This is a genomic window from Micromonospora sp. WMMD987 (genome assembly GCF_029581435.1).
Lineage (GTDB): Bacteria > Actinomycetota > Actinomycetes > Mycobacteriales > Micromonosporaceae > Micromonospora > Micromonospora rifamycinica.
In genome coordinates, this window is record NZ_CP120861.1 from 2214182 (window position 1) to 2228014 (window position 13833).

At 74.3% G+C, this 13833-nt stretch carries 12 protein-coding genes; 6 read left to right on the forward strand and 6 right to left on the reverse strand.

Features of this window, described 5'->3' with window-relative positions:
- Positions 1-45: 45 nt before the first annotated feature.
- The 6 genes from O7612_RS09745 to O7612_RS09770 all read right to left on the reverse strand — a co-directional run bounded on the left by O7612_RS09745 (position 46) and on the right by O7612_RS09770 (position 8171).
- Complete coding sequence (locus tag O7612_RS09745) at positions 46-1716, reverse strand: GAF domain-containing sensor histidine kinase (protein WP_282273861.1); 1671 nt, start codon at positions 1714-1716, stop codon at positions 46-48.
- Positions 1717-1812: 96 nt separating this feature from the next.
- Positions 1813-2823: a nitroreductase family protein gene (locus O7612_RS09750; protein ID WP_282272401.1), complete on the reverse strand. Its 1011-nt coding sequence runs from the start codon at positions 2821-2823 to the stop codon at positions 1813-1815.
- A gap of 137 nt (positions 2824-2960) precedes the next feature.
- Positions 2961-3827, reverse strand: coding sequence for a universal stress protein (locus O7612_RS09755; RefSeq protein ID WP_282272403.1), 867 nt, complete (start codon positions 3825-3827; stop codon positions 2961-2963).
- 85 nt (positions 3828-3912) lie between these two features.
- A complete protein-coding gene (locus O7612_RS09760) occupies positions 3913-6315 on the reverse strand; it encodes a phosphoketolase family protein (RefSeq protein WP_282272405.1) in 2403 nt (800 codons plus the stop codon).
- Between the two features lie 125 nt (positions 6316-6440).
- Complete coding sequence (locus O7612_RS09765; RefSeq protein WP_282272407.1) at positions 6441-7271, reverse strand: universal stress protein; 831 nt, start codon at positions 7269-7271, stop codon at positions 6441-6443.
- A 54-nt stretch (positions 7272-7325) separates the two neighbouring features.
- A complete protein-coding gene (locus tag O7612_RS09770) occupies positions 7326-8171 on the reverse strand; it encodes a PP2C family serine/threonine-protein phosphatase (RefSeq protein WP_282272408.1) in 846 nt (281 codons plus the stop codon).
- A gap of 114 nt (positions 8172-8285) precedes the next feature.
- On the opposite strand from O7612_RS09770, the gene O7612_RS09775 reads away from it, so the two are divergent.
- The 6 genes from O7612_RS09775 (at position 8286) to O7612_RS09800 (ending at position 13656) form a co-directional block, all read left to right on the forward strand.
- Positions 8286-8522, forward strand: coding sequence for an HTH domain-containing protein (locus O7612_RS09775; protein WP_067310060.1), 237 nt, complete (start codon positions 8286-8288; stop codon positions 8520-8522).
- Positions 8522-9103, forward strand: a complete 582-nt coding sequence (locus tag O7612_RS09780; RefSeq protein ID WP_282272410.1) for a Clp protease N-terminal domain-containing protein — start codon at positions 8522-8524, stop codon at positions 9101-9103. Before O7612_RS09775 ends, O7612_RS09780 begins: the two co-directional genes overlap by 1 nt.
- 102 nt (positions 9104-9205) lie before the next feature.
- Positions 9206-10213 carry a diacylglycerol kinase family protein gene (locus O7612_RS09785; protein WP_282272412.1) on the forward strand — a complete coding sequence of 336 codons (1008 nt, stop codon included), beginning with the start codon at positions 9206-9208 and terminating at the stop codon, positions 10211-10213.
- Entirely contained in the window at positions 10206-11207 is a 1002-nt protein-coding gene (locus O7612_RS09790; protein WP_282272414.1) for a YihY/virulence factor BrkB family protein, read from the forward strand. The genes O7612_RS09785 and O7612_RS09790 overlap by 8 nt, the downstream gene beginning before the upstream one ends.
- Positions 11208-11289: 82 nt before the next feature.
- The gene (locus O7612_RS09795; protein ID WP_282272417.1) at positions 11290-12783 is read left to right on the forward strand and encodes a phosphatase PAP2 family protein; all 1494 of its coding nucleotides are present in this window, start codon (positions 11290-11292) and stop codon (positions 12781-12783) included.
- A gap of 9 nt (positions 12784-12792) precedes the next feature.
- Positions 12793-13656: an endonuclease/exonuclease/phosphatase family protein gene (locus tag O7612_RS09800; RefSeq protein WP_282272419.1), complete on the forward strand. Its 864-nt coding sequence runs from the start codon at positions 12793-12795 to the stop codon at positions 13654-13656.
- Positions 13657-13833: the final 177 nt, after the last annotated feature.

The window sequence follows — 13833 nt, forward strand, 5'->3', positions numbered from 1 at the left end:
CACCGCCCCGACGGCCGGCTGGCCCGAACCGGCCCGCAGCTCGGATCAGTCGCGCAGCGGGACCGACCAGCAGAGCCGGGTGCCGTGCGGGTCGACCCGGCGTACCTCGAACTCGCCGCCGTGCCGCTCGGCCCGTTCGCGGAGGTTCACCAGGCCGCCCCGGGCGGCGGCCGGGTCGCAACCCACCCCGTCGTCGGTCACCGTCACGGTGACCCGGCCGGCGTCCACCTGGACGGTGACGGCGACCCGGCTGGCGTCGGCGTGGCGTACCGCGTTGGACAACGCTTCGCGGAGCACGGCGGTGAGGTCGGGTCGGACCGGTTCCGGCACGGCGCTGTCGATCGGCCCGTCGAGTTCCACCTCGGGGCGGAAGCCGAGCGACCCGGCGGCCACGTCGACCGCCTCCCGGATCTCGGTGCGCAGCGCCGCGCTCATCGGGGTGCGCAGCTCGAAGATGGTGCGGCGGATGTCCCGGATGGTGGCGTCGAGGTCGTCGACGGCCGTGTTGATCCGCTTGGCGACGTCGGGCCGGGCGTGCATCGCGCCGCTCTGGAGTTGCAGCCCGGTGGCGAAGAGCCGCTGGATCACCACGTCGTGCAGGTCCCGGGCGATGCGTTCGCGGTCCTCCAGCACCACCAGCAGCTCGCGTTCCTCCTGGCCCCGGGCGCGTTCCATGGCCAGGGCCGCCTGACCGGCGAAGCTGGCCAGCAGCGTGACGTCGGCGTCGGCGGCCCGGCCGGAGTCGGGCCGGTGGGCCACCACCAGCACCCCGTGCAGGGTGTCGGCGGCGGCGAGCGGGGAGACCACCGCCGGGCCGGCGACCACCGGCGCCGGCCAGGGTGCCGCCTCGGCCAGGTTGTCGAGCAGCTCACGGCGGTGCTCGGTCACCGACCCGGCGAAACTGGTCTCGCTGGCCGGCAGCACCGCGCCGACCAGTGCCGCGGTGTCACCGTCCGCGGAGTCGACCACCTCGACGGTGAACTGGCCGGCGTCCTCGTCGTAGAGCAGCACCAGCGCCAGTTCCGCCTCGGCGACCTCCCGGGCCCGCCGGGCGACCAGGGTCAGCGCGTCGGTCCGGCGTACCTCGCCGAGCAGCACCGAGGTGATCTCGGCGGTGGCGGCCAGCCAGCGTTCCCGGCGGTGGGCCAGCGCGTAGAGCCGGGCGTTCTCGATCGCCACGCCGGCCGCCGCCGCCAGCGCCACGACGATCTCCTCGTCGTCCTCGGTGAACTCCGGGGCACCCTGCTTCTCGGCCAGGTAGAGGTTGCCGAAGACCTGCTCGCGGATGCGTACCGGCACCCCGAGGAAGCTGTGCATCGGCGGGTGGTGCGGTGGGAAGCCGTACGACTGGGGATGCTGGGTGATGTCCGGCATGCGGACCGGGCGGGGCTCGTCGATCAGCAGCCCGAGCACCCCCCGCCCGTGCGGCAGGTCACCGATCCTGGCGTGCGTCTCGGCGTCGATGCCGTGGGTGATGAAGTCGTGCAGCAGCCGGTCCGGTCCGATCACGCCGAGCGCGCCGTAGCGGGCCCCGACCAGCTCGCAGGCGGCCTGCACGATCCGTTGCAGGGTGCTGCGCAGGTCGAGGTCGGTGCCGATGCCGACCACCGCGTCGAGCAGCGCCCGCAGCCGTTCCCGGCTGGTCACCACGTCGCCGACCCGGTCCAGCATCTCCTGGAGCAACTCGTCGAGCCGGACCCGGGACAACGGGCTCAACCCCAGCGAGGGGGTCGGATGTTCGTTACGGGGAGTCGGCGTGCTGGCGGTCACGCGGGCGATGTTACCGCCCGGTGACCGCCCGGTACGAGATCGTCAGGACCGCTGGTCGCGGACCGCGGAGGTGTCCACCACCTGGGCGGCGGGCAGCCGCGGGGTGTGCGGCGGGCCGGCGTGCGCCGGGTCCGCGATCCCGATCCGCAGCACCAGGTACGGGTAGCCGAGCCCGCTGAGCAGGTGCCGCAGCGTCTGCCGGGTGCCGGGCACCTCCACCACGCCGGACAGCGGCACCACCGACGCGCCGTGCCGGGTGGCGGTGAGCCACAGCGCGGAGAGCGCCTCCCCGGCCCGCAGCCAGCTGTCCGGTTCGTCCTCGTCGCCGTAGAGCAGCCCGTACGCGGCGGCCTTGTCGTGCCCGGGGCCCACCGGGAGGTCGCCGGGGCCGCCGAAGTCCCGTCCCGGGACGGTGGTCTGCGGCTGGTCGTGGGGCAGCACCTCCGGCGGCAGCCCGGTGCCGGTGCCGGCCCGGTGGGTCCAGTACTGCAACTCCTCACGGGTCTGCGGGTCCTCCGCCTCCACCGTGGCCGCGTGCGAGGCGGTGGCGGCCAGCTCCATCACCTGGTCGGCGTCGAGGATCTGCAACCGGGAACCCTCGGCGTCGGCCGCGCGGACGATCCCGTCGAGCACCCCGGCGGTCACCGGCTCGTCGCTGACCGGGCGACGGTCGGTGTGCCGCACCTGCATGCACTGCACCAGGCGCATCGCCTCCGGGTCGACCGGCGCGCGGTCCAGGCCGGTCAGCCGGGCCAGCAGGTCCGGCTGCTGAGGGTCGGGCAGCCGTTCGACCACCGCCGTCCAGCCCTCGGCGGCGAGCGCCACCCGGGCGTGGTGCAGGGCCGCGCCGCAGCTCAGCGCCAGCAGGCGACCCTCGGGGTCGGTGGCGGCGAGCTGCCGGTCCCGGACCACCCGCAGTTCGAGGGCGTCCGGCAGGACCCGCCAGCGCCACGGCTGGGTGTTGTGCACCGAGGGGGCGTAGCCGGCTGTCGTGGCCGCCTCCGCGAGCGCGGTGGTCAGCGGGCGGTCCGTCGCGGGCGTCTGGTGGCTCATCGGCACGACCTTTCCGTTTCTCCCATCGTGCCCCACCCCGTCGGCCCCGGGGTGGGGATGCCCCTCCATCGTGCCCCGGACGACCCGCCCGGCACCCGGGGTGCAGGTCCCTGCCGGGCGGGTCCTTCGGCCCCCGGTCAGCGTTCGCGGACGACCGCGACCGGGCAGTGCGCGTGCTGGATGAGCTGCTGACCGACCGAGCCGAGGAGCATCCCGCGCAGTCCACCCCGGCCCCGGCTGCCGACCACCACGAGCTGTGCCTCCCGGCTCGCCTCGACGAGCGCGGCGGCCGGTCGGGCCGGTGCGATCTCCACCGTGACCGGCACCTCGGGGAAGGTCTCCCGCCACCCGGCGAGGGCCTGGTCGATCTCGGCCCGGTCCGCCGCGAGCCGGGCCTCGGCGTCCGGGTCGGAGGGCCGCCAGCGGTCGTCCGGCGGCTCGAAGGCCCGCAGCACCCGCAGCGCCGTGTCCCGTTGGGCGGCCCGCTCCACGGCGAACCCGAGCGCGGTACGGGCCTGCTCGGAGCCGTCGTAGCCGACCACCACCGGGCCGGTGGCCTTGGCCTGCGCCTCCCGTACCACCACGACCGGGCAGTGCGCGTGGGCGGCCACCGAGACCGCCGTGGAGCCGGCGAGCAGACCGGTGAAGCCGCCGTGGCCCCGGCTGCCGAGCACCAGCAGCCCGGCCTCGGCGGAACGTTCCTCCAGCACCAGCGCGGGTGGGCCGTCGAAGACGCCGCTGTGCACGGTGACGCCGGGCCAGGCCGCAGTGGCGTCCGAGGCGGCCTGCCGCACCAGCTCCTCGACCTGCCGCCGGGCGGCGTCGTCCGGCCACACCCCGGGGGCCACGCCGGGGCCGACCCACCCGGCGACGGTCAGCCACTCGAAGACGTACGCCAGGCGGACGGGCCGTCCGCTGCGCTGCGCCTCGGCCAGCGCCCAGTCCAGGGCGACCCCCGCGTCGGCGGAGCCGTCGTAGCCGACCAGGATCTCGTCGGATGTCATCGTCTCGTCCTCTCAGGTGTGCGGGGCACCGGGTGGGTGGCTGTGCGCGGGGGACCGGCCGGGCCGCCGGGCGCGTCGGGTGGTGTCACTGGCCGTCCAGCTGGGCGGGTTGGGTCTCCCGGATCCAGCGCCACTCGGCGACCCGGGGGTCGTCCTCGCCGTGCCGGCGGGTGTGGTCGCGGCAGGCCTGCCGGGTGTCGACCATCTCCTGGCGCAGGTGGGCGGCGCGGGCGGCCAGGCCGGGCACCCGGTCGATGACGTCGATGACCAGGTGGAAACGGTCCAGGTCGTTGAGCATCACCATGTCGAACGGGGTGGTGGTGGTGCCCTCCTCCTTGTAGCCGCGCACGTGCAGGTTGTCGTGGTTGGCCCGCCGGTAGGTGAGCCGGTGGATCAGCCACGGGTAGCCGTGGTAGGCGAAGATGATCGGCTTGTCCCGGGTGAAGATGGTGTCGAACTCGTTGTCCGGCAGGCCGTGCGGGTGCTCCGACGACGGCTGGAGCCGCATCAGGTCGACCACGTTGACGACCCGCACCTTCAGCTCGGGCAGGTGCCGGTGGAGCAGGTCGGCGGCGGCGAGCGTCTCCAGGGTGGGCACGTCACCGGCGCAGGCGAGCACCACGTCCGGCTCCTGGCCGTCGTCGGTGCTGGCCCAGTCCCAGATGCCCAGGCCGCGCCGGCAGTGCTGGACCGCCTCGTCCATGGTCAGCCAGTTCGGGGCGGGCTGCTTGCCGGCCACCACCACGTTGATGTAGTGCCGGCTGCGCAGGCAGTGGTCCATGGTGGAGAGCAGGGTGTTGCCGTCCGGTGGCAGGTAGACCCGGACCACCTCGGCCTTCTTGTTGACCACGTGGTCGATGAAGCCGGGGTCCTGGTGCGAGAAGCCGTTGTGGTCCTGCCGCCAGACGTGGCTGGAGAGCAGGTAGTTCAGCGAGGCGATCGGCTCCCGCCAGGGGATGCCCCGGGTCACCTTCAGCCACTTCGCGTGCTGGTTGACCATCGAGTCGACGATGTGGATGAACGCCTCGTAGCTGGTGAAGATGCCGTGCCGGCCGGTCAGCAGGTAGCCCTCCAGCCAGCCCTCGCAGAGGTGTTCGGAGAGCACCTCCATCACCCGGCCGTCGGGGGAGAGGTGGTCGTCGGTGGCCTCGATCCGGCCGTCGAAGGCCCGGTCGGTGACCTCGAAGGCGGCACCGAGCCGGTTGGAGGCGACCTCGTCCGGGCCGAACAGCCGGAAGGTCTGCGGGTTGGCGGTGATCACGTCGCGGACCCAGGTGCCGAGCACTCCGGCCGCGCCGACCACCGGCTCACCCGGCTGCTTGACGTCGACGGCGTAGTCGCGGAAGTCCGGCAGGGTCAGCTCGCGCAGCACCCGCCCGCCGTTGGTGACCGGGTTGGCGCTCATCCGGCGCTCACCCTTCGGCGGCAGCGCGGTCAGCTCGGCGACCGGGGCGCCGGTGGCGTCGAAGAGTTCCTCCGGCCGGTAGCTGCGCAGCCAGCGCTCCAGCTCGGCCAGGTGCGCCGGGTTGTCGCGTACCTCGGCGATGGGCACCTGGTGGGCGCGGAAGGTCCCCTCGACCTGCTTGCCGTCGACCTGGGCCGGGCCGGTCCAGCCCTTCGGGGTCCGCAGGATGATCATCGGCCAGCGGGGGCGGCCGACGGTGCCGCCGGAGCGGGCCACCCGTTGGATCTCGGCGATCTCGTCGCAGGCCCGGTCCAGGGTGGCCGCGAGGAGCTGGTGCACCTGGGTCGGGTCGTCCCCGGCGACCAGGTACGGCTGGTAGCCGTGGCCGCGCATCTGGTCGAGCAGGTCCTCGGTGGGGATCCGGTCCAGCACGGTCGGGTTGGCGATCTTGTAGCCGTTGAGGTGCAGGATGGGCAGCACCGCGCCGTCGCGGGCCGGGTTGAGGAAGAGGCTGGACTGCCAGCTCCCGGCGAGCGGGCCGGTCTCCGCCTCACCGTCGCCGATGACGCAGGCGACCAGCAGGTCCGGGTTGTCGAAGGCGGCACCGTAGGCGTGGCTCAGGGCGTACCCCAGCTCGCCGCCCTCGTGGATCGAGCCCGGCACCTCCGGTGCGACGTGGCTCGGGATGCCGCCGGGGAAGGAGAACTGGCGGAACAGCCGCTGCATGCCGGTCTCGTCGCGGCTGACCGGGTGGTACAGCTCGCTGTAGGTGCCCTCCAGCCAGGTGTTCGCCACCAGGGCCGGGCCGCCGTGGCCGGGGCCGGTGACGAAGATGGCCGACAGGTCGCGGTCGACGATGACCCGGTTGAGGTGCGCGTAGAGCAGGTTCAGGCCGGGGCTGGTGCCCCAGTGGCCGAGCAGCCGGGGCTTGACGTGCTCGGGGGCGAGCGGCTCGCGCAGCAGCGGGTTGTCCAGCAGGTAGATCTGCCCGACGGTCAGGTAGTTCGCCGCCCGCCAGTAGGCGTCCAGCCGGCGCAGCTCGTCGTCGGTCAGGGGACTGTGCAGGTCGAGAGCGGTGTCCATGCTGCCAAAGCCTCTCGCGGGTCGGGGGGTTCTGCACCCGGAAGCGCCGTTTCGCCCCGGGCAGATCCAGTCTTCGCGTTCGGGGGCTCACCGGTCAGGGCCGTTGGTCCCGGCCGCTGGGGACGTCATGCCCCGGCCGGTACGGCGGAAACCAGTCCACGGACGACGATGACCGGTGCCGGCGCGTGGTAGAGCAGGGTCTGGCTCACCTCGCCCAGCATGCCCCGCCCCGGCTGGTCGCCCCGGGCGCCGACCAGTGCCACCTGGGCCGACCGGGACTGCTCCACCAGCACGGTCCCGGGATCCCCGTGGACGGTGTGGCACTCCGCGGCGACGTCCGGGTGGTGCCGGCGGGCCTCGGCGACCAGTGCGCCGAGCGGGTCGTCGTCACCGTGGGGTCGTCCCGGCTCGACCACCCGCACCACGATGACCCGGGCCGGTCGGCGGGCGGCGCAGCCGAAGGCGAAGTCGAGCGCGGCCCGGGAGCCGGGTGAGCCGTCCACGCCGACCAGCACGGGCCCCGGGGGCGGTGGTTCGGGGCGGGTCACCAGCACCGGGCAGCCGGCGCGGGCGGCGAGCTGCACGGCCGGCGCGTCGGCCGGGACACACCGCCCGCAGCCGGTCATCCCGCCGTCCCCGACGGCCACCAGGAACGCCGTCTCGGAGCGGCGGACCAGGACGCCGACGGGTGCCCCCTCGACGATCTCACCGCTGACCGGCACCGCCGGGGCGACCTCGTTCGCGGCTGTGGCGGCCCGGGAGATCAGCTCCTCGGCGGTGTCGCGGCTGCCGGCCAGTGACGGGCCGGCGAGGGCGGCCTCCCAGTTGAAGGCGTGCACCAGGGCCAGGTCCCGGCCGTGCGCGGCGGCCTCCCGGGCGGCCAGCCGGACCATGTCCAGGTCCGTCGGCGTGGTCCCGAGGCCGACCACCACCGGTCCGCCGGTGGATCCGGTCATCCGGTTCACCTCCCGGGCGTCCCGCAGGGTACGGCCACGCCGTCCCCACCGACGCTAGCCGCGCCGGGCGGGCGGTGGAGGCCGATCGGGGAGCCGACCGGGCGGCCGGGCGTGGCCGGTCGCCGGGTGGACGCGCAGCACGACGGCGGTGGCGTTGTCGCTGCCCCCCTCGGCCAGGGTCGCGGCGAGCAGGGCGCGTACCGCCCGGGTCGGGTCCGGCTCGGCGAGCAGTTCCCGCAGCCGGTGGTAGTCGAGCTGGTCGCTGACCCCGTCGGTGCAGAGCAGCCAGGTGTCGCCGGGGCGCAGCGGCACCCCGAGCAGGTCCGGGTCAGGCCGGTCGGGGTGGCCCAGGTAGCGCAGCAGCTGGTAGCGGGCGTGCGCCGCCTCCCGGGAGTTCGCCGGCCACCAGCCGTGCAGCACCCCGAGCCAGGCCATCGTGTGGTCGACGGTCACCAGCTCCAGCAGCCCGTCGCGCAGCCGGTAGGCCCGGGAGTCGCCGAGCTGGACGATCCAGGCCAGCTCGCCGTCGGGCTCGGCGAGCATGGCGGTCAGCGTGCAGCCGGCCAGCTCGTCCAGGGCGGCGCCGGCCCGGCGTACCCGGATCTGGGACTCGGTGACCGCGGCGCGCAGCTCGCGGGCACCGACGGCGGGCCAGCCGGCGCGGACCAGCTCGTGCAGGGTGTCCCGGGCGGTGGTGCCCGCGATCCGGCTGCCCTCGCCCTCGCCCATGCCGTCGACCACCGCCACGAACGGCAGTTCCGGGTCGACGTGCAGGGTGTCGAAGTTGGCCGGGTAGCGGTGGCCGACCACGGAACCGCCGGCGACCTCCCATTCGACCCGGCCGACGGGCAGCCTCAGGGCCGCCTCGACGGGCTGGTCGGCGGTGCGGCGACGGAACACCAGCGGACGGTAGCACCGTCGCCGGCCGGGACCGGGCGTCCGACGTCGTGTCGGCGCGGGCCGATTTCGTCAACTGAGGTTGACAGCACGGAATTGTCAACCTAGATTGACACCATGAGTCAGGCAACGGAACTCGCGGCGGCAGCCGGCAGCACCGACCCCCGGGTCGGCCTGCGCGCGGTGCTCGCCCTGCGCCGGCTCCTCGAACGGCTGGAGGTGGTCCAGGTGGACAACGCCCGACGACAGGGCTGGTCCTGGCAGGAGATCGCCGACGCGCTCGAGGTCAGCCGGCAGGCGGTCCACAAGAAGCACGCCGGGCGACCGGCGGTCCGGGGCACCTGGGAGGAATGATGTTCGAACGGTTCACCGACCGCGCGCGGGCGGTCGTCCGCCACGCGGTCGAGCAGGCCCAGGCCGACGGGCGACGCCCCGTCGGCACCGCACACCTGCTGCTCGCCGTCCTCGCCGACGGCGACGGACTCGCCAGCCGGGTGCTCACCGAGGCCGGCGTCGACGTCGACGACGTGCGCGCCCGGGTCCGGCGGCAGACCACCGGCGACGGCGGGATCGGGCTCGACGAGGCGGACGCCGCCGCGCTGCGCGAGATCGGCATCGACCTCGCGGCCATCGTCGCCCGGATCGAGGACAGCTTCGGCCCGGACGCCCTGCGCGAGGCGGTCCCGGCCCCCCGCCGCCGGTGGCGGACCCGCCGGCCGGGGGGCAGCCCGTTCTCACCCCGCTCCCGCACGGTGATGGAGCTGGCCCTGCGCGAGGCGCTCCGGCTACGCCACCGCCACATCGGCACCGAGCACATCCTGCTCGGCCTGCTCCGCGAGAGTGGCGGCCGGGGTGCCCGGGCGCTGACCGAGGCGGGCGCGGACCTCGACGACCTGCGCCGACGGATCGAGCTGGCGCTCCGTACGGCGGCCTGAGCGGCCGACCCGCCCGTCCGGCCGCTCAAACCTGTTTGCGGTCAATGCAACGTCGGTCGTCGCCGGGTCGCTGACCGGGCCGGGGTGCTGCACACTGACGCCGTGGACGGTGCAGAGCAGAAGCAAGCGGTGGCCGGCGACGACCACGCCCCGCGCTCGGCGGTGGTGGTCAACCCGACGAAGGTGGCCGATCTCGACGAGTTCCGCGCGACCGTGGACGAGGCGCTCGCCGCCGCCGGCTGGCCGGCCCCGACCTGGTACGAGACCACCGCCGAGGACCCCGGCCGGGGCCAGACCCGGCAGGCCGTCGAGGCCGGGGCCGAACTGGTCTTCGCCTGCGGCGGCGACGGCACCGTGATGGCCTGCGTCACCGCGCTGGCCGGCACCGACGTCGAACTCGCCGTGCTGCCGCAGGGCACCGGCAACCTGCTCGCCGCCAACCTGGGGCTCTCCAACGACCTGGCCGCCGGCCTCCAGGTGGCCGTCGAGCGCGGACGACGCCGGCTGGACGTCGGCGTCGTCGACGACCAGTGCTTCGCGGTGATGGCCGGGATGGGCTTCGACGCGCAGATGCTGGCGGACACCTCCGAGACGACCAAGGCCCGGATCGGCTGGCCCGCCTACGTGGTGGGGGCCGCCAAGCACCTGCGGGACCGGCCGATGCGGCTCAGCATCCGGATCGACGACCGGCCGCCGGTGCGCCGCCGGGCCCGCACCGTGCTGGTCGCCAACGTCGGGCGGCTCCAGGGCGGGGTCCGCCTGCTCACCGACGCGGAGCCCGACGACGGCTGGCTCGACGTCGCGGTGCTCACCCCGAACCGGGTACGCCACTGGCTCGCCATGGGCTGGGCACTGGTCCGCCGACGGGGCAGCGTCCCCCGGATGGAGGTCCACCGGGCCCGCCGGGTCGTCATCACCAGCAACCGGCCCCAGCCCCGGCAGCTCGACGGCGACCTGATCGCGCCGGGGCGCACCCTGACCGCCGAGGTCAGGCCCGCGTCACTCTGGCTCTGCGTGCCGCGCCCGGCCCAGGACCCGGACCTGGCCCACGACGCCGACGCGGCGGCGAAGCGCGGCGAGAAGCTGGTCGAGGAAGCCCGCCGTGAGTAGCACCAAACTCGTCCCCGAGACCCGGTTGATGGCGTCGGACCAGCTCTCCGCCGACGACGCCTGGCGGACACTGCGCCGGCCCGGGGGCTGGCAGCTGCTGCGCGACGCGTTCATCCGTTTCCGCTACGGCGACGGGTTCAGCCACTCCCGGGCCTTCGCCCTGCAACTCTGCCTCGCCGTGGTCCCGTTCCTGATCGCGCTCACCGGCCTGATCAGCGACCTGGGCGTCGAGGAGGGCGGGCGGGTCGTCGCCGACACCGTGCTGGCGCTGACCCCCGGGCAGAGCGAGCAGGTGGTCCAGGACCTGCTCGGCGACGGCGACCGCACCGAACGCACCGGTGAACTGGCGCTGACCCTGGGCCTGATCACCGGCCTGGTGGCGTTGACCACCACGATGGCCCAGATCGAGCGCGGCGCGAACCGGATCTACGGCGTGGAACGGGACCGCCCGGCGCTGTGGAAGTACCTGCGGGCGGCGGTGCTCGCCGTGGTGGCCGGTCTACCCGCACTGGCCGGGTTCCTGATCCTGGTCGGCGGCGGGGCGATGGGCGAGTCGGTGCAGCGGCACTACGAGTGGGGGGACCTCGCCGCCGGTGTCTGGGAGGCGGTGCGCTGGCCGTTGAGCCTGGTGCTGACCGTGGTCGCGGTGGCGGTGATCTTCCGGTACGCGCCCCGGCGCAAGCAACCCGGCCTGTCCTGGCTCTTCTTCGGCGCCGGCATCGCCACCGCCCTGTGGTGGCTGGCCAGCCTGCTGCTCGCCGCGTACGTCAAGTTCGGCGGCGGCTTCGGCCAGACGTACGGGGCGTTGACCGGGATGATGGCGCTGCTGCTGTGGGCCAACCTCACCGGCATGGCGCTCTTCGGTGGGCTGTCCTTCGCCGCCCAGTTGGAGGCGACCCGGATCGGGGCTCCGGAGCCGGCCCAGCCGGACCTCTGGGAGCCCGAGGCCGAGCGGGCGGAGCTGCTCGACACCGGCGACATGACCGCGCTCTGACCCCGCCACACCGGACGGGCGTGTACGAGGTGGCGGAATCGGGTACAGCGCGCCTCGCCACGTCGACGCAGGGAGGTGCGGGTTGACCGCGGTCAAGGACACGACGGCCCGACGGCCGCTCGGCCATTTCGCCGAACGGAGCGTCGTCGGCCTGCTGGCCGTGGCCGGCGCGGGCGTGGCCTTCGGGCTGCTGCTCATGCTCGTCCGGTTCAAGTGGAGCCCGATGTACCACGCCGACCACGAGGCGGCCGAGTGGTTCAACGGGCTCGTCGCGCCGCACCACGCGCTGGTCACCGTGCTCCAGGCGGTCACCGACCTGGGCGGCCGACCGGTGCTGATCTGGCTGGTCACCATCGCCGTGGTGACCCTGCTGATCCGTCGCCAGTCCCGGCTGGCGGTCTACCTGATCGTGACCGGGGTCGGCGGGCTGATCCTCGACCCGTCGTTGAAGGCCCTGGTCGGCCGGCTCCGCCCGGTGGTCGACATGCCGGTCGCCAGCGCCCCCGGCAACAGCTTCCCCAGCGGTCACGCGCTCGGCTCGTTCGTCGCGTACGGGGCGTTGCTGCTGGTCTTCCTGCCGGCCATGGCGCCCCGGTGGCGCAAGCCGGCGATCGCCATCGTCGCCGTACTGGTGGCGCTGGTCGGGCTGACCCGGATCGCGCTCGGCGTGCACTTCGTCTCCGACGTGCTCGGCGGCTGGCTGCTCGGCGCGGCCTGGCTCGGGGTCACCGCGTACGCGTTCCGGCTGTGGCGGCGCGAGCGCGGCCGGCCGGTGCCGCCGCTGACGGAGGGGCTGGAACCGGAGGCCGGTGACAAGATCACCCCGGCCCCGGCCGAGGAGCACGTGCTGGAGCACCCCCGCTCGTCCGTCGCCGAGCTGCTGGTCGGTTGGGTGATCGTCTTCGGGGCGCTCTACGCCTTCGGCAGCTACGTCAGCTACCACGCCAAGGGCACCGTCTTCGCGACCATGGACACCGAGGTGCCGCGCTGGTTCGCCGACCGGCACACCGACTTCCTCACCGAGCTGAGCTGGTGGTGGAGCAAGTTCGGCGACACCCACGCCATCCTGATGGTCTCGCTGGTCTTCTGCCCGCTGGTGCTGGCCGTCTGGAAGCGGTGGCGGCCGGTGCTGTTCGTGGTGCTGGCCCTCGTCGGGGAGCTGAGCCTCTTCCTCGCCTCGGCCCGGGTGGTGGACCGGCCCCGCCCCGCGGTGGAGAACCTGGACGGGCAGATGCCCACCTCGTCCTTCCCGTCCGGACACATCGCGGCGACCACCTGCCTCTGGCTGGTCATCGCGATCATCGTGTTCGTCCGGACCGACCGCTGGTGGCGCTGGCTCTTCGTGGCGCTGGCCGTGATCATGCCGGTCGGGGTGGCGGTCTCCCGGATGTACCGGGGGATGCACCACCCGACCGACTTCATGGGCGCGCTCATCCTCAGCGGCCTGTGGATCGGCCTGCTCTACTGGGTCATCCGGCCCAACGCCGACGTCGAGCAGGGCAACCGCCCGGAGATCGAGTCGGAACAGGTCGACGAGCTGGACGACGAGCTGGCCAAGGCCGGTCGGCCGGACTGAGCTGCGGCCGTGCTGCGGGTGATGACCTGGAACATCAGGACCGGAGGTCGGGACCGTGGCGGCCCCGACCGGCGGGACCTGGTGGCCCGGGTCGTCGCCGCGCAGGCCCCCGACGTGCTGGCCGTGCAGGAGCTGCGCGGCTTCGACCGGCCGGGGGCGCTGGCCGGGTTCGCCGACCGGGTGGGGATGCGGGGGCACCTGGCCCGCACCTGCTTCGGCCAGCCGGTGGCCGTACTGGTCCGCCCGCCGTGGCCGACCCGGTCCGCCGGGCCGGTCCGTCGGCCGTTCCACCACGCGGCGCAACGGGTGGAACTGGGCACCACCGCCGGCCCGCTCACGGTGCTCAGCGCGCATCTCGACCCGTACACCGGGCTGCGGCGGCGGATCGAGGCCGGTTGGCTCGCCGGGGCGCTGCGCCGCGCGCCGGGGGAGTTGGTCCTGCTCGCCGGTGACCTGAACACCCTCGACCCGGGCACCGACCACACCGACCGGGTGGCCCGGCTGCCGGTGGCGTACCGGCGGCGGCACCTGCGCCGCGACGGGCGGACGGTGGACACCCGGGCGGTGGCCCGGCTGCTCGCCGCCGGCCTGGTCGACCTCTGGACCCACCACGCCGCCGGGCCGGCCGAGCGGACCCGTGCGGGCGGGCCGGTCGATCCGACGGCCGTTGGCGGGCCGGTCGAGGACGGGCTGACCGCGCCGACCCGGCACGGCGGCGGTGTCGAGTTCTCCGGCATGCGGCTGGACTACCTGTTCGGCAGCCCGGCGCTCGCCGCCCGGCTGCGGGCGGTCCGGGTGGTCCGGGGCGGCGACACCGAGTACGCCTCCGACCACTACCCGGTCGTCGCCGAACTGGACCTCGACCCGGCCTGAGCAGGACCGGACGGCTGGTGTGGCGCAACGGTGATCCTGACCGTGGGGCCTGGGGCGTGGCCGCCACCGGCCGCCCGCGTGGCCGGAGCCGGCCGGGTCGCGTCGTCAGAGGACCAGGTTGACCAGGACGGTCAGGACGATCGAGGCGAGTACCGAGAAGAGGATCATCAGCAGGCA